The sequence below is a fragment of the Pseudomonas sp. XS1P51 genome (genome assembly GCF_054897845.1).
In genome coordinates this window covers 4,495,568-4,509,969 of sequence record NZ_CM142707.1, presented here as the reverse complement: position 1 = coordinate 4,509,969, position 14,402 = coordinate 4,495,568, and the positions used below count along the sequence as shown (strand labels likewise).

The 14,402-nt window shown below is 58.8% G+C and carries 14 protein-coding genes; 9 read left to right on the top strand and 5 right to left on the bottom strand.

What is annotated here, in order from left to right:
• Positions 1-89 precede the first annotated feature (89 nt).
• Positions 90-467, top strand: coding sequence for an NUDIX hydrolase (locus tag ACYZUD_RS21040; protein WP_462019970.1), 378 nt, complete (start codon positions 90-92; stop codon positions 465-467).
• A 73-nt stretch (positions 468-540) separates the two neighbouring features.
• Here ACYZUD_RS21040 and ACYZUD_RS21035 read toward each other — a convergent pair whose 3' ends face one another.
• Together ACYZUD_RS21035 and ACYZUD_RS21030 are read right to left on the bottom strand one after the other, a co-directional pair.
• Positions 541-732 (bottom strand): hypothetical protein, encoded by a 192-nt coding sequence (locus ACYZUD_RS21035; protein ID WP_462019969.1) that lies wholly within the window; start codon positions 730-732, stop codon positions 541-543.
• 68 nt (positions 733-800) lie between these two features.
• On the bottom strand, positions 801-1,388 hold the full coding sequence (locus ACYZUD_RS21030) for an LOG family protein (RefSeq protein ID WP_462019968.1): 588 nt from the start codon (positions 1,386-1,388) through the stop codon (positions 801-803).
• A 343-nt stretch (positions 1,389-1,731) separates the two neighbouring features.
• Between ACYZUD_RS21030 and azu the strand changes: the two genes are divergently transcribed.
• Positions 1,732-2,178, top strand: coding sequence for an azurin (gene azu / locus ACYZUD_RS21025; protein WP_462019967.1), 447 nt, complete (start codon positions 1,732-1,734; stop codon positions 2,176-2,178).
• 194 nt (positions 2,179-2,372) lie between these two features.
• On the opposite strand, the gene nadE is transcribed toward azu, so the two are convergent.
• The 3 genes from nadE to ACYZUD_RS21010 all read right to left on the bottom strand — a co-directional run bounded on the left by nadE (position 2,373) and on the right by ACYZUD_RS21010 (position 5,576).
• The gene (gene nadE / locus ACYZUD_RS21020) at positions 2,373-3,200 is read right to left on the bottom strand and encodes an ammonia-dependent NAD(+) synthetase (protein WP_462019966.1); all 828 of its coding nucleotides are present in this window, start codon (positions 3,198-3,200) and stop codon (positions 2,373-2,375) included.
• A gap of 4 nt (positions 3,201-3,204) precedes the next feature.
• The gene (pncB, locus tag ACYZUD_RS21015; protein ID WP_462019965.1) at positions 3,205-4,440 is read right to left on the bottom strand and encodes a nicotinate phosphoribosyltransferase; all 1,236 of its coding nucleotides are present in this window, start codon (positions 4,438-4,440) and stop codon (positions 3,205-3,207) included.
• A 227-nt stretch (positions 4,441-4,667) separates the two neighbouring features.
• Positions 4,668-5,576 carry a LysR family transcriptional regulator gene (locus ACYZUD_RS21010; protein WP_462019964.1) on the bottom strand — a complete coding sequence of 303 codons (909 nt, stop codon included), beginning with the start codon at positions 5,574-5,576 and terminating at the stop codon, positions 4,668-4,670.
• A 175-nt stretch (positions 5,577-5,751) separates the two neighbouring features.
• On the opposite strand from ACYZUD_RS21010, the gene amaB reads away from it, so the two are divergent.
• The 7 genes from amaB to ACYZUD_RS20975 all read left to right on the top strand — a co-directional run bounded on the left by amaB (position 5,752) and on the right by ACYZUD_RS20975 (position 14,132).
• Positions 5,752-7,242: an L-piperidine-6-carboxylate dehydrogenase gene (amaB, locus tag ACYZUD_RS21005; protein ID WP_462019963.1), complete on the top strand. Its 1,491-nt coding sequence runs from the start codon at positions 5,752-5,754 to the stop codon at positions 7,240-7,242.
• A gap of 153 nt (positions 7,243-7,395) precedes the next feature.
• Positions 7,396-8,679 carry an L-pipecolate oxidase gene (gene amaA, locus ACYZUD_RS21000; protein ID WP_462019962.1) on the top strand — a complete coding sequence of 428 codons (1,284 nt, stop codon included), beginning with the start codon at positions 7,396-7,398 and terminating at the stop codon, positions 8,677-8,679.
• A gap of 364 nt (positions 8,680-9,043) precedes the next feature.
• Positions 9,044-10,177, top strand: a complete 1,134-nt coding sequence (locus ACYZUD_RS20995; protein WP_462019961.1) for a branched-chain amino acid ABC transporter substrate-binding protein — start codon at positions 9,044-9,046, stop codon at positions 10,175-10,177.
• A 168-nt stretch (positions 10,178-10,345) separates the two neighbouring features.
• Entirely contained in the window at positions 10,346-11,260 is a 915-nt protein-coding gene (locus ACYZUD_RS20990) for an ABC transporter permease subunit (protein WP_059405789.1), read from the top strand.
• A gap of 3 nt (positions 11,261-11,263) precedes the next feature.
• Complete coding sequence (gene livM / locus ACYZUD_RS20985; RefSeq protein WP_462019960.1) at positions 11,264-12,547, top strand: high-affinity branched-chain amino acid ABC transporter permease LivM; 1,284 nt, start codon at positions 11,264-11,266, stop codon at positions 12,545-12,547.
• Positions 12,544-13,419, top strand: a complete 876-nt coding sequence (locus tag ACYZUD_RS20980) for an ABC transporter ATP-binding protein (RefSeq protein ID WP_462019959.1) — start codon at positions 12,544-12,546, stop codon at positions 13,417-13,419. The genes livM and ACYZUD_RS20980 overlap by 4 nt, the downstream gene beginning before the upstream one ends.
• Positions 13,416-14,132, top strand: a complete 717-nt coding sequence (locus ACYZUD_RS20975; RefSeq protein WP_462019958.1) for an ABC transporter ATP-binding protein — start codon at positions 13,416-13,418, stop codon at positions 14,130-14,132. The genes ACYZUD_RS20980 and ACYZUD_RS20975 overlap by 4 nt, the downstream gene beginning before the upstream one ends.
• Positions 14,133-14,402 lie beyond the last annotated feature (270 nt).

Sequence of the window (14,402 nt, the reverse complement as noted above, 5' to 3'; positions counted from 1 at the left end):
GGGCAGGCTTGCAGCGTTATCGTTAACGACATCGCGAGCAAGCTCGCTCCTACAGGGGGCAGTGTTGAGCTATCGAACGAGGATTTCTGATGTTCCCGGTTTCAATCAAAGGCGTGCTGCAATCCCCCGATGGCCTGATCGTGCTGATGCTCAATGAGCGTGACGAATGGGAGCTACCGGGCGGACGAATCGAGTTGGGCGAGACAGCACCCGTCTGTCTGGCACGGGAAATCGCAGAGGAACTGGATGTTGAGGTCGTTGTGGGAGAGCCGCTGGACTCCTATCTGTTCGAGGTGATCCCCGGCAAATACGTGTTCATCTCGACCTACCGCTGCCAGTTGCTGGGCGGTTTCGTGCCGACGATCAGTCATGAGCACAAGGAGATCGGGCTGTTTGATCCGCAGCGTTTGCCGGCCAACTTGCCCCAGGGTTATCGCGATTCGATTGGCAAAGCGTTGGGCCTGTGAGGGTCAGCAACATCGCTGCTGACCCTGGACACAGATCCGGTGGGCCTGATCAGATCATTGGGCCCTGAGGGTCTCAGGCGTCGGGCGCCTGATCTTTCGGTGCTTCAACATCAGCTTCTGCCGCCACTTCGCCTTCTGCATCCGGGTTCAGTGCTGCTGCTTCTTCTTCAGCTGTAGCTTTCTTGCGCTGAAGCTTTTCCTCTTTCTTCTGCTCCTTGGCCAAGTCTCTCTGACGTTTGGCGAAGGAATAATTAGGTTTAGCCATGGGCGATCCTCTGGGGTCGAAGGTGAGGTTGAGCGGCGCATATTCTGCCCTGTATCGGTGCCGAGCCGTTAGCTGGGTTTTTGCTCTGTCCACTTCGGCACCACTGTCGGCCGCCAGGCGTCCAGAGCATCGAGCAGGGTTTGCGGCGATTCGCTCACTTGCAGCATGTCACGGTGCGCTTCGCGAACGAAGCCTTCGCCGACGATATGATCAAGAAAACCGGTCAATTTGCTGTAGAAACCGTTCACTTCCAGCAGTCCCAGCGGTTTGCCGTGGTAGCCGAGCTGGCCCCAGGTCCAGACTTCGAACAGTTCTTCCAGTGTCCCCAGGCCGCCGGGCAGCGCGATGAATGCATCGCTGAGCTCGGCCATCCGTGCCTTGCGCGCATGCATGCCGTCGACGACTTCCAGGCGGGTCAGGCCGCTGTGGCCGATTTCCTTGTCTTTGAGGCTTTGCGGGATGATCCCGATCACTTCGCCACCGGCCGCCAGTGCGGCATCGGCGACGATCCCCATCAGGCCGACAGCGCCGCCGCCATAGACCAGGGTCAGCTTACGCTCGGCCAACGCTCGCCCCAGGGCGATAGCCGCTTCACGATAAGCCGGGTTGGTGCCGGTGCTGGCACCGCAAAATACACAAACGGATGCTAAAGACATGCCTTACTCCATGGACGGGATGGCCACAGAGTAAAGGCAGGCAAGCGGCGCTCCAAGGTCTAAACTTCGCGTTCAGGTGTTTCGTAAGTGCCGCTGGCGCCGCAGGCATAGGCGGCGAGCAAGCTGCGCAAAAGACTGTTGAAGGACATGACAGACGCTCCAGATGAGGGATGACGACCAGATGATAGGGCCGCCCTAGACGTCTGGCTGGTAGATTGTTTCGATAGGTGTCATAGCTCGAAAGTTGTATACAATTTTTGATTCAGGTCATAGGAACTTGCGAAGATTTCAGGCAGTCTTCTGTCCATTCGCACTTTTATTAACCCTGCCTTGGAGATTCACCATGTTTGCCAAACTTGTTGCGGTATCCCTGCTGACACTGGCCAGCAGCCAATTGATGGCTGCCGAGTGCAAAACCACGATCGACTCCACCGATCAGATGTCCTTCAACACCAAGGCCATCGAAATCGACAAAAGCTGCAAGACGTTCACCGTTGAGCTGACCCACTCCGGCAGCCTGCCAAAAAACGTCATGGGCCATAACTGGGTGCTGAGCAAAGAGGCTGACATGCAGCCGATCGCCACCGCTGGCCTGGCCGCGGGTATCGACAAGGACTATCTGCCGGCAGGTGACGCGCGCATCATCGCTCACACCAAAATCATCGGTGCTGGCGAAAAAGACTCGGTGACCTTCGACGTGTCGAAGCTGGCCGCTGGCGAAGCGTACGGCTTCTTCTGCTCGTTCCCGGGCCACATCTCGATGATGAAAGGCACGGTTACCCTGAAGTAATCGAATCGAGCGCACAAAAAAAGCGTCCACTTGGGACGCTTTTTTTGTGCTCGTTCGTAGGCCAGCCCGAATCCTTGTAGGAGCTGTCGAGTGAAACGAGGCTGCGATCTTTTGATTTTAATCCTGAAAGCAAGATCAAAAGATCGCAGCCTCGTTTCACTCGACAGCTCCTACACGTTTCTATAGGGGGCGATTCAAGGCGCGAACGGCATCACGCGCTTGTGATGAGTCTTTTTGTACGTCTCGCAGATGATCTTGAAGGCCTCATCACGCACCGGCTCGCCGTGCAGGAACGCGTCGATCTCGGCGTAGGTCACGCCGTGGGACGCTTCGTCCGGCTTGCCGGGCGACAGGTCTTCAAGGTCGGCCGTCGGGATTTTTTCCACCAATGATTCCGGTGCGCCGAAGCTGCGGGCGATGGCTCGGACCTGGTTTTTCACCAGACCGCTCAACGGAGCGAGGTCGCAGGCACCGTCACCGAACTTGGTGAAAAAGCCCATGACCGCTTCCGCCGCATGATCGGTGCCGATCACCAGCCCATGCGCCGCGCCAGCGATGGTGTACTGCGCGACCATGCGCATCCGCGCCTTGGTGTTGCCGAGCACGAAATCCACCGAGACCGCGTGCTTGCCTTCGAAAGCCGCGACTTCATTGGCCAGGGATTTGACCGCCGGGCCGATGTTGACCGTGTGACGCTCGTCCGGGGCGATGAAGTCAACCGAGGCCTGGGCGTCGTGTTCATCGAACTGAGTTTCGTACGGCAGGCGCACGGCGACGAACTTGTAACTATCGTCGCCGGTACGTGTGCGCAGTTCGCGCATGGCGCGCTGGGCCAACAGGCCGGCGGTCAGGGAATCGACGCCGCCGCTGATGCCCAGCACCAGGGTCTTGAGTCCGGAATTGACCAGGCAATCCTGAATGAAGACGATCCGCCGGGCCACTTCCGCCTCGAGGGCATCGTCGTTGGCGAATGGTGGTTGAACCTTGAGCTGCTCAGCAATCTCACGCTGTACGGCTTGCATGAATTCACTCCTTGCTTGAAATGCCAGATGTGCTGGAAAGGGAGGCAGGTACTTTGAAAACGTGTCGCAAATAAGCGACGAAATTCGGGTCTTTGCAGTGAGTCTTGCCAGGCTCATCGGAGATCTTTGCCACCGGCTGACCGTTGCAGGCCGTCATTTTAAGCACGATGCTCATCGGTTCGACACCCGGAATATCGCATGTCAGGTTGGTGCCGATGCCGAAGCTGACATTGATCCGACCACGCAGCGCGCGAAAAATCTCCAGGGATTTGGGCAGCGTCAGGCTGTCGGAAAACACCAGGGTCTTGCTCATCGGGTCGATGCCAAGCTTGTGATAGTGAGCGATGGCCTTTTCTGCCCACAACACGGGATCACCGGAATCATGACGCAAGCCGTCGAAGAGCTTGGCGAAATACAGATCGAAATCGCTGAGGAAGGCATCGGTAGTGATGCAGTCCGTCAGGGCGATCCCCAGCAAGCCACGGTACTCGCGGACCCAGCAATCGAGGGCGGCAATCTGGCTGTCGATGAGTCGCGGGCCGAGTTGCTGATGGGCCATGATCCATTCGTGGGCCATGGTGCCCAACGGTTTCATGTCCAGTTCCCGAGACAAATGCACGTTGCTGGTGCCGACGAAACGTCCGGGGAAGTCGTGCTTGAGCACGTTCACCACTTCTTCCTGCACCCGGTATGAAAAGCGACGGCGAGTGCCGAAATCGGCTACCTGCAATTCGGACAATTCGTCGCTGCCGGCGTTGGCGGTCAGCCAGTCGAACTTGCGATAGAGCTGCTCGCGGGCCTGTTCCAGGACGACTTCCCGGTAGCGATAGCGATTGCGCACTTCGCTGACGATGGACAGCAACGGCACTTCGAACAAAATGACATGCAGCCACGGCCCGCGCAGGCGGATGAACAATTCGCCGTTTTCAATACCGGTGTGAACGTAGCGCAGGTTGAAGCGGAACAACCCGAGAAAACGCAGGAAGTCCGGCTTCATGAAACTGATGCGCTCCATGAAACTCAGCTGGTCGGCGCTCAGGCTCAGCTCGGCCAGACGTTCGATCTGGAAGCGGATTTCCGCCAGATACGGGCGCAGATCCTCACTGTTACGGCAACGAAACTCCCATTCGACTTCCACGTTCGGGTAGTTGTGCAGCACCGCCTGCATCATCGTCAGTTTGTAGAAGTCGGTGTCGAGCAGGTTCTGCACGATGCGATCGGCAAACACACTCTCGCTCATAACGGGGTTCTCCAGGCTGGTCGCGGCCCTTGGCAGCGACGTTTCAGCTGTTCAATGAATGGGGCTAGTGGCGCATATCAGTGGTGAGAAATGCCAGCGTTTTTTGCACCGGCGAATCTACTTGTAGGAGCTGTCGAGTGAAACGAGGCTGTGATCTTTTGATTTTGCTTTTTAAAAACAAGATCAAAAGATCGCAGCCTCGTTTCACTCGACAGCTCCTACAGGGGTTAGTTGGTGGATGTGGGGGTATCAATCTGCTCTAGCATCCACTTCACAAAATCCCGCACCTTGGGTACTTCGGCGGAATGCTCCGGGTACGCCAGGTAGTAGGCATCGCTACTGGGCATCGCGTGCTGCCAGGGTATGACCAGTTTGCCGTCGGCCAATTCCTCTTCCACCAGAAAGCGTGGCAACAGCGCTACGCCGCAGCCGACTTGCGCTGCGCGGATGCACATATAAAAGGTTTCGAAGCGCGGGCCGTGGTAGCTGTGCTCGGTGTGATAGCCCTGACTGTCAAACCAGTCATGCCAGGCCTGGGGACGGGAGGCGTTTTGCAGCAGGACCAGGTCGGTGAGTTGCGTCGGATCGGTGAATGGCGTCTGCGGCAGGCTACCCGGTGCGCAGACCGGCACCAGTTCCTCGCCGAACAGCTTCAGGCATTCAGTGCCGGGCCTTGAGCCCTGGCCGAAATAGAACGCCAGGTCGCTGCGGCCCTGCAACAGGTCGTCGGCTTCCTGTTCGCTGCACAGGTCCAGATGGATCGACGGATGGCGCAGGCGCCAGCCTTTCAAGCGAGGCACCAGCCAGCGAGCACCGAAGGTCGGAGGCGTCGAGACGCGCAAGACTTCAGTTTCACCGCCGTAGGAACGCAGGTAATGGGTCGACATCTCGACCTGCGTGAGGATTTTTCGTACTTCCACCAGGTACAAATCGCCAGCCGGGGTCATTTGCAGGCGTCGGCGCACCCGGCGGAACAGCAAGTGCTGCAACAACTCCTCGAGTTGCGCGACCTGTTTACTGACGGCGCTCTGGGTCAGGTTCAGCTCTTCGGCGGCCCGGGTGAAACTCAAATGCCGGGTCACGGCCTCGAAACACTGCAGCGCTGTGATCGACGGCAAGTAGCGTTTATTAAGCATGGGTGGTCCTTTTTCTTCTTTACTTTGTTGCCAGCGATGCGAAGCATGAATAAACGGAATGATATCTCTCTTAAAGGTCGTTTGTTGGCTCGTCTCGGGGGCGCTACAACTACAGGTCTGATCAGTCGAAATAATCCGGCTGCACGTTTTCCGTTTTTTGCTTGAGGAGTGACCCATGGTTGCCGCATTGCTTGATCGTCTTGGTGTGAACCCGGCCCTGTACCAGAACGGCAAAGTGCCGGTGCATTCGCCGATCGACGGCAGCCGGATCGCTGCCGTGAACTGGGAAGGCGCTGCTGAAGTCGAGCAGCACATCAGTCGTGCGGATCATGCGTTCGAATTGTGGCGCAAGGTTCCGGCACCGCGTCGTGGCGAACTGGTACGCCAACTGGGCGACATCCTGCGTGAATACAAGGCCGACCTCGGTGAGCTGGTTTCCTGGGAAGCCGGCAAGATTACTCAGGAAGGCCTGGGTGAAGTTCAGGAAATGATCGACATCTGCGACTTCGCCGTCGGTCTGTCCCGTCAGCTGTACGGTTTGACCATCGCCTCCGAGCGTCCTGGTCACCACATGCGCGAAACCTGGCACCCGCTGGGCGTCGTCGGCGTCATCAGCGCCTTCAACTTCCCGGTCGCTGTCTGGGCCTGGAACACCGCGCTGGCGCTGGTCTGCGGTAACCCGGTGATCTGGAAACCGTCGGAAAAAACCCCGCTGACCGCACTGGCCTGCCAGGCGCTGTTCGATCGCGTACTGAAGAACTTCAGCGACGCTCCACCGCACCTGAGCCAGGTGATCATTGGTGGTCGCGATGCCGGCGAAGCGTTGGTCGATGACCCGCGTGTCGCGTTGATCAGCGCCACCGGCAGCACCCGCATGGGTCGCGAAGTGGCGCCGAAAATCGCCGCACGTTTCGCTCGCAGCATACTGGAACTGGGCGGCAACAACGCGATGATCCTCGGCCCAAGCGCCGACCTGGACATGGCCGTACGGGCGATCCTGTTCAGCGCCGTCGGCACCGCCGGTCAGCGTTGCACCACCCTGCGCCGTCTGATTGCCCATGAGTCGGTGAAGGACGAAATCGTCACCCGCCTCAAGGCTGCCTACTCCAAGGTCCGCATCGGCAACCCGCTTGAGGGCAACCTGATCGGCCCGCTGATCGACAAACACAGCTTCGAAAACATGCAGGACGCTCTGGAGCAAGCCTTGAGCGAAGGCGGCCGGGTATTCGGCGGCAAGCGTCAGCTGGAAGACAAATACCCGAACGCTTACTACGTCTCACCGGCCATCGTTGAAATGCCGGAGCAGAGCGATGTGGTCTGCAACGAAACGTTCGCGCCGATTCTTTACGTGGTCGGTTACAAGGATTTCGACGAAGCCCTGCGCCTGAACAACTCGGTGCCTCAAGGCCTGTCCTCGTGCATCTTCACCACCGACGTGCGTGAAGCCGAGCAGTTCATGTCGGCGGTTGGCAGCGACTGCGGCATCGCCAACGTCAACATCGGCCCGAGCGGCGCGGAAATCGGTGGCGCGTTCGGCGGCGAGAAAGAGACCGGCGGTGGTCGTGAATCGGGTTCCGATGCATGGCGCGGGTACATGCGCCGCCAGACCAACACCGTGAACTATTCGCTGGAGTTGCCGTTGGCGCAGGGTATTACGTTCGACTAAACGGTGATCCCCTGTAGGAGCGAGCTTGCTCGCGAAAAACGTCAGGACAACGCGTTCAAGCAGCGAACCCGCGTTATCGTTAACGTTCATCGTGAGCAGGCTCGCTCCTACAATTGAACTGTGTGTTGGTTAGGTTTCTGTTGGAGTCTGGCAATGCCGTTACGCGAAGAGTGTCTGTGGGAAAAACTGACGCCGCAAAGGCCCGATAACGCGGCGCTCAAAGGCGAGGTAGCGGTGGATGTCTGCGTCATCGGCGCCGGTTTCACCGGTCTGTCGGCGGCGGTGCATCTGCTGGAACAGGGCAAAACGGTCTGTGTGCTGGAAGCGCATCGTGCCGGTCATGGTGGTTCGGGACGCAACGTCGGGCTGGTCAACGCCGGGATGTGGATTCCACCGGACGACATCGAAGCCGGTTTTGGCGAAGCGGTTGGCAGTCAACTCAACCGCATGCTGGGCGCGGCGCCGGCCCTGGTGTTCAGCCTGGTCGACAAATACAACATTGATTGCCAGTTGCGCCGCGAAGGCACGCTGCACATGGCGCACAACGCCCGTGGCGAAGCCGATTTGCGCAGTCGTGAAGAACAATGGAAGCGTCGCGGCGCGCCGGTGGAACTGCTGACTGGTCAGGCCTGCGAACAAGCAACGGGCACCAGGAAAATTGCCGCGGCGTTGCTTGACCGGCGTGCTGGCACGATCAACCCGATGGCCTACACCACGGGGCTGGCCAAAGCGGCCATCGGCCTCGGCGGTCAGTTGTTCGATCATTCCCCGGTGACTCGACTCGAACGTCAGGGTCAGCGCTGGTCGGTGCAGACCGCCCAGGGTTCGGTGCTGGCCGAACAAGTGGTCATCGCCTCCAATGCTTATACCGAAGGTGATTGGACGGAGTTGCGGCGCAACTTCTTCCCCGGTTACTACTATCAAGTCGCGTCGGTCCCGCTGACCGAAGACGCCGCGCAGCAAATCCTGCCCGGCGGCCAGGGCTCCTGGGACACCCGTCAGGTACTCAGCAGCATTCGTCGAGATAAAGACGGTCGTCTGCTGCTCGGCAGTCTCGGTAATGGCAATCAGAAACCCACCTGGTTTCTCAAGGCCTGGGCCGATCGGGTTCAGCAGCACTATTTTCCCTACCTTAAGCCGGTGGAATGGGAATGCACCTGGACCGGTTGCATCGCCTTCACCCCTGATCACTTGATGCGCCTGTTCGAGCCGGCGCCCGGTTTAGTGGCAGTCACTGGTTACAACGGCCGGGGCGTGACGACGGGAACGGTGGTCGGCAAAGCCTTTGCCGATTATTTGTGTAACGGAAATCCTCAAGCGCTGCCGATTCCGTTCGCACCGATGCAACCCTTGGCGGGAGTGGGCCTGCGCAGCTGTTTGTATGAAGCCGGGTTCTCGCTGTACCACGCAGGCCAGTGCTTGCGGATCGTGATTTGATTGTTGAAATTTGTTGCTGGAAGCGGCGCTTTTTCGCGCAGCGACTAGCCTGTAAAAGGTGCGGGTTGTAGCAGTCCCGCACCAGCAGTGTGCACTTCGGTGACGCAGGCTGTTACAGGCTGGTTGCACATCGTTTCGCGTCGCGGTTGCAATGATGGCGCATGCGGGTTGCGCCTTTAAAAATAAATGGTTTCACCTTCCGCGGTTTAGACGGTTGCACGCCCAATGAAAATGGGATCGAAACAGTCGAAATAACAATAAAGCAGCGACTTTTTTCAGAATAAAAAACCGATGGCACGGCCCTTGCTCTGAGCATTCAGTGAAGTCGCAGTGCCAATTAAAAAAAACCTTGGAGCACCACCTCATGTCCCAGACGTTTTACAAGAAAGGCTTTCTGGCCCTCGCAGTGGCAGCTGCGTTGGGTGTTTCTGCGTTTGCACAAGCTGATGTGAAAATCGGTGTGGCGGGTCCGATGACAGGCGCCAACGCGGCATTTGGCGAGCAGTACATGAAGGGTGCACAGGCTGCAGCCGACGCGGTCAACGCGGCGGGCGGCGTAAACGGGGAAAAAATCGTACTGGTCAAGGGCGATGACGCCTGCGAACCGAAACAGGCTGTGACGGTCGCCAAGGACCTGACCAACCAGAAAGTCGCCGGCGTCGTCGGTCACTTCTGCTCCTCGTCGACCATCCCGGCTTCCGAGATCTACGACGAAGCGGGCATCATTGCTATCACCCCAGGTTCCACCAACCCGCAAGTGACCGAACGCGGCCTGAGCGCCATGTTCCGCATGTGCGGTCGTGACGACCAGCAAGGTATCGTGGCTGGCGACTACATCGTCGACGTGCTCAAGGGCAAGAAAGTCGTGGTTCTGCACGACAAAGACACCTACGGTCAAGGTCTGGCGGACGCTACCAAGGCTCAACTGGTCAAGCGCGGCGTAACGCCGGTGTTGTACGAAGGCCTGACCCGCGGCGAGAAAGACTTCAGCGCCGTGGTGACCAAGATCCGTGCGGCCGGTGCCGACGTGGTCTACTTCGGTGGCTTGCACCCGGAAGCCGGTCCACTGGTTAAACAACTGCGCACCGAAGGCCTGAAAGACGTGAAATTCATGTCCGATGACGGCATCGTGACCGACGAACTGGTCACCACTGCTGGCGGCCCGCAATACGTCGACGGCGTGCTGATGACCTTCGGCGCCGACCCGCGTCTGCTGCCAGACAGCAAGACCGTGGTAGACGCATTCCGCAAGGCCGGTACCGAGCCTGAAGGCTACACCCTGTATGCCTACGCTTCGGTCCAGACTCTGGCGGCTGCCTTCAATGGCGCCAAATCCAACAGCGGCGAAAAAGCGGCCGAGTGGCTGAAGAAAAACCCGGTCAAAACCGTGATGGGCGAGAAGACCTGGGACGCCAAGGGTGACCTGAAAGTCTCCGACTACGTGGTTTACCAGTGGGACAAGGACGGCAAATACCACCAACTGGAAAAACAGAAGTGATATGACCTGATCTGCCCGGCGCCTTGTGCGCCGGGCAATCAAAGAACATGTCCGTGCAGTACCTGTCTTTTCTCGTAGAGCTGCACACAACCGTGTTGCCCCGGCGGCTGAACCCCGGTCCGTTGCACCCGGCTTCTGTGCAGTCTCTCAAATGCGTGAGATTGCGTTATGGATGGTATTTTCCTGCAGCAACTGGTCAATGGCCTGACCCTCGGGTCGGTCTATGGCCTGATCGCCATCGGCTACACAATGGTCTATGGCATCATCGGCATGATCAACTTCGCCCATGGCGAGGTTTACATGATCTCTGCGTACCTCGCGGCGATCAGTCTGGCTCTGCTGGCATACTTCGGTATTGAATCCTTCCCTTTGCTGATGCTCGGCACACTGGTCTTCACCATCGTCGTCACGGCGGTGTATGGCTGGGTCATCGAGCGCGTCGCCTACAAACCGCTGCGTAACTCCACACGGCTGGCACCGCTGATCAGCGCCATCGGTATTTCGCTGATCCTGCAAAACTATGCACAGATCGCCCAGGGCGCCCGCCAACAGGGTGTACCCACACTGCTGACCGGTGCATGGCGAGTCGAAGTCGGGACCGGCTTCGTCCAGCTCACCTACACCAAGATCTTCATTCTGGTCGCCGCGTTCGCCGGCATGGCGCTGCTGACCTACGTCATCAAGTACACCAAGCTCGGCCGCATGTGCCGCGCCACCCAGCAAGACCGCAAGATGGCCTCGATCCTGGGGATCAACACCGACCGGGTGATTTCCTACGTGTTCATCATCGGTGCAGCGATGGCGGCCCTGGCCGGCGTGCTGATCACCATGAACTACGGCACGTTCGACTTCTACGCCGGCTTCGTCATTGGCATCAAGGCGTTCACCGCTGCGGTCCTCGGAGGTATCGGCTCACTGCCTGGGGCGATGCTTGGCGGGATCATTCTCGGGATCTCCGAATCGCTGTTCTCAGGTTTGGTCAACTCGGACTACAAAGACGTTTTCAGCTTCTCGCTGCTCGTTCTCGTTCTGGTCTTTCGGCCCCAAGGCCTGCTCGGCCGTCCTCTTGTGTCGAAGGTGTAAGCGATGTCTTCAACCACTAAAAAAACCATTGATCTCAAAAGAAGCCTGGTTGACGCGATTCTTGCCGGTCTTGTCGCCCTGATTGTGTTCGGCCCGATTGTCGGCGTGGTCCTGGATGGCTACGGTTTCAATCTGGAAACGACCCGGGTGGCGTGGATTGTCGCCATTGTCATGGCGGGCCGCTTTGCCCTGAGCCTGTTCCTGCAAACGCCCAAGGGCCTGAAAATCCTCGAAGGCTTTGAAAGCACCGGCTCCGGGGTGCATGTCCTGCCACCCGATTACAAATCCCGGCTGCGCTGGATCATCCCGCTGATGATCGTCATCGCCGTGGTGTTCCCGTTCTTCTCCAATTCCTACCTGCTGGGCGTGGTCATCCTCGGGTTGATCTACGTGTTGCTGGGCCTGGGGCTGAACATCGTGGTCGGCCTCGCCGGCCTGCTCGACCTCGGTTACGTGGCGTTCTACGCCATCGGCGCCTACGGTCTAGCACTCGGTTATCAATATCTCGGTTTGGGCTTCTGGACGGTGCTGCCGCTGGCGGCGATCACTGCGGGCCTTGCCGGTTGCATCCTCGGTTTCCCGGTATTGCGCCTGCACGGTGACTACCTGGCGATCGTGACCCTGGGTTTCGGTGAAATCATCCGTTTGATCCTCAACAACTGGCTGTCCCTGACCGGCGGCCCGAATGGCATGGCGGCGCCGTTGCCGACCTTCTTCGGCCTCGAGTTCGGCAAGCGCGCGAAGGAGGGGGGTGTCCCGTTCCATGAGTTTTTCGGCATCGCCTATAACCCTGACGTGAAGTACTACTTCATCTACGCGGTGTTGTTCCTGGTGGTACTGGCCGTGCTGTACATCAAGCACCGCTTGACCCGCATGCCGGTCGGTCGCGCCTGGGAAGCCTTGCGTGAAGACGAAATCGCCTGCCGTTCGATGGGCCTGAACCACGTACTGGTCAAGCTCTCGGCGTTCACCATCGGTGCATCGACGGCCGGGCTGGCTGGCGTGTTCTTCGCCACCTATCAAGGCTTCGTCAACCCGACCTCGTTCACCTTCTTCGAATCGGCGCTGATCCTCGCCATCGTGGTACTCGGTGGCATGGGTTCGACCATCGGCGTGGTGATTGCGGCATTCGTGCTGACCGTCGCCCCGGAATTGCTGCGTGGCTTCGCGGAATACCGCGTGCTGCTGTTCGGCATCCTGATGGTGTTGATGATGATTTGGCGACCGCGTGGCCTGATTCGGATCAGCCGTACCGGTGTGACCCCGCGTAAAGGAGTAGCGCCATGAGCGAAGTCGTACTCTCGGTCGAGAAACTGATGATGCACTTCGGCGGCATCAAGGCGTTGAGCGATGTCAGCCTGAAAGTCCATCGCAACTCGATCTTCGCCCTGATCGGCCCCAACGGTGCTGGCAAGACCACCGTGTTCAACTGCCTGACCGGGTTCTACAAGGCTTCGGGCGGCAAGATCGAACTCAATGTGCGCGGCGAGGAGACCAACGTCATCAAACTGCTGGGCGAATCGTTCAAACCGCTCGATTTCGTCTCGCCGAAATCCTTCGCCAGCCGGATGTACTACAAGATGTTCGGCGGCACCCACCTGGTGAACCGTGCCGGCCTGGCGCGTACCTTCCAGAACATACGCCTGTTCAAGGAAATGTCGGTGTTGGAAAACCTGCTGGTGGCCCAACACATGTGGGTCAACCGCAGCCTGCTGGCGGGCATCCTCAACACCAAGGGATACCGCAAGGCCGAAAGCGATGCGCTGGATCACGCCTTCTACTGGCTGGAAGTGGTGGACCTGGTGGACTGCGCCAACCGTCTGGCCGGTGAGCTGTCCTACGGTCAGCAACGTCGTCTGGAAATTGCCCGGGCCATGTGCACCCGGCCGCAGATCATCTGCCTCGACGAACCGGCCGCCGGCCTCAACCCTCAGGAAACCGAAGCGCTGAGCGCGATGATCCGGTTGCTGCGCGACGAGCACGATCTGACCGTGGTGCTGATCGAACACGACATGGGCATGGTAATGAGCATTTCCGACCACATCGTGGTCCTGGACCACGGCATCGTTATCGCCGAGGGCGGCCCCGAGGCGATTCGTAATGATCCGAAAGTGATTGCGGCCTACCTGGGCGCTGACGAAGAGGAGGTGGTGCTATGAGCCAACCCATCCTCGAACTCAAGGAACTGGACGTGTTTTACGGGCCGATCCAGGCCCTGAAGAAAGTCTCGCTGCACATCAATGAAGGGGAAACCGTCAGCCTGATCGGCTCCAACGGCGCCGGCAAGTCGACGCTGCTGATGTCGATATTCGGTCAGCCGCGGGCGGCGGACGGGCAAATCATCTATCAGGGTGTGGATATCACCCACAAGTCGTCCCACTACATCGCCTCCAACGGCATCGCGCAGTCGCCGGAAGGCCGGCGGGTGTTCCCCGACATGACCGTCGAGGAAAACCTGCTGATGGGCACCATCCCGATCGGTGACAAGTACGCCGCCGAGGACATGCAACGCATGTTCGAGCTGTTTCCGCGGCTCAAGGAACGGCGCACCCAGCGGGCCATGACCATGTCTGGCGGCGAGCAGCAAATGCTCGCCATCGCCCGGGCGCTGATGAGCCGGCCGAAACTGCTGTTGCTCGACGAACCGAGCCTGGGGCTGGCGCCGATCGTGGTGAAACAGATCTTCGCGACCCTGCGGGAACTGGCGAGTACCGGCATGACCATCTTCCTGGTCGAGCAGAACGCCAACCACGCGCTCAAGTTGTCGGACCGGGCGTACGTGATGGTCAACGGCCAGATCCGCCTCAGCGGCACCGGCAAGGAGCTGCTGGTGAACGAGGAGGTGCGTAACGCTTACCTCGGCGGGCACTAATCTCAGTCCGTAATAAAAACGCCCTGACGAACTCAGGGCGTTTTTTTATGCGTGCCAATAGGCCGTAGGAGCTGTCGAGTGAAACGAGGCTGCGATCCTTTGATTTTGCTTTATCCAAGCAGATCAAAAGATCGCAGCCTCGTTTCACTCGACAGCTCCCACAGGGGAATTAAATCGGGAGAAAAGGAAATTGTGGAAAACAATATTCGCGACCTCTTAAAGCGCGACATAAAGCCGCTGCAAATAGTTGTTTTGTCACGATTTTGACTT

Coding starts and splice junctions, on each gene's coding strand:
- azu (WP_462019967.1), top strand. CDS start 1,732: ATGTTTGCCAAACTTGTTGCGGTATCCCTGCTGACACTGGCCAGCAGC.
- ACYZUD_RS21010 (WP_462019964.1), bottom strand. CDS start 5,576: ATGCTTAATAAACGCTACTTGCCGTCGATCACAGCGCTGCAGTGTTTC.
- amaB (WP_462019963.1), top strand. CDS start 5,752: ATGGTTGCCGCATTGCTTGATCGTCTTGGTGTGAACCCGGCCCTGTAC.
- ACYZUD_RS21030 (WP_462019968.1), bottom strand. CDS start 1,388: ATGTCTTTAGCATCCGTTTGTGTATTTTGCGGTGCCAGCACCGGCACC.
- pncB (WP_462019965.1), bottom strand. CDS start 4,440: ATGAGCGAGAGTGTGTTTGCCGATCGCATCGTGCAGAACCTGCTCGAC.
- ACYZUD_RS20980 (WP_462019959.1), top strand. CDS start 12,544: ATGAGCGAAGTCGTACTCTCGGTCGAGAAACTGATGATGCACTTCGGC.
- amaA (WP_462019962.1), top strand. CDS start 7,396: ATGCCGTTACGCGAAGAGTGTCTGTGGGAAAAACTGACGCCGCAAAGG.
- ACYZUD_RS20975 (WP_462019958.1), top strand. CDS start 13,416: ATGAGCCAACCCATCCTCGAACTCAAGGAACTGGACGTGTTTTACGGG.
- nadE (WP_462019966.1), bottom strand. CDS start 3,200: ATGCAAGCCGTACAGCGTGAGATTGCTGAGCAGCTCAAGGTTCAACCA.
- livM (WP_462019960.1), top strand. CDS start 11,264: ATGTCTTCAACCACTAAAAAAACCATTGATCTCAAAAGAAGCCTGGTT.
- ACYZUD_RS20995 (WP_462019961.1), top strand. CDS start 9,044: ATGTCCCAGACGTTTTACAAGAAAGGCTTTCTGGCCCTCGCAGTGGCA.
- ACYZUD_RS21035 (WP_462019969.1), bottom strand. CDS start 732: ATGGCTAAACCTAATTATTCCTTCGCCAAACGTCAGAGAGACTTGGCC.
- ACYZUD_RS20990 (WP_059405789.1), top strand. CDS start 10,346: ATGGATGGTATTTTCCTGCAGCAACTGGTCAATGGCCTGACCCTCGGG.
- ACYZUD_RS21040 (WP_462019970.1), top strand. CDS start 90: ATGTTCCCGGTTTCAATCAAAGGCGTGCTGCAATCCCCCGATGGCCTG.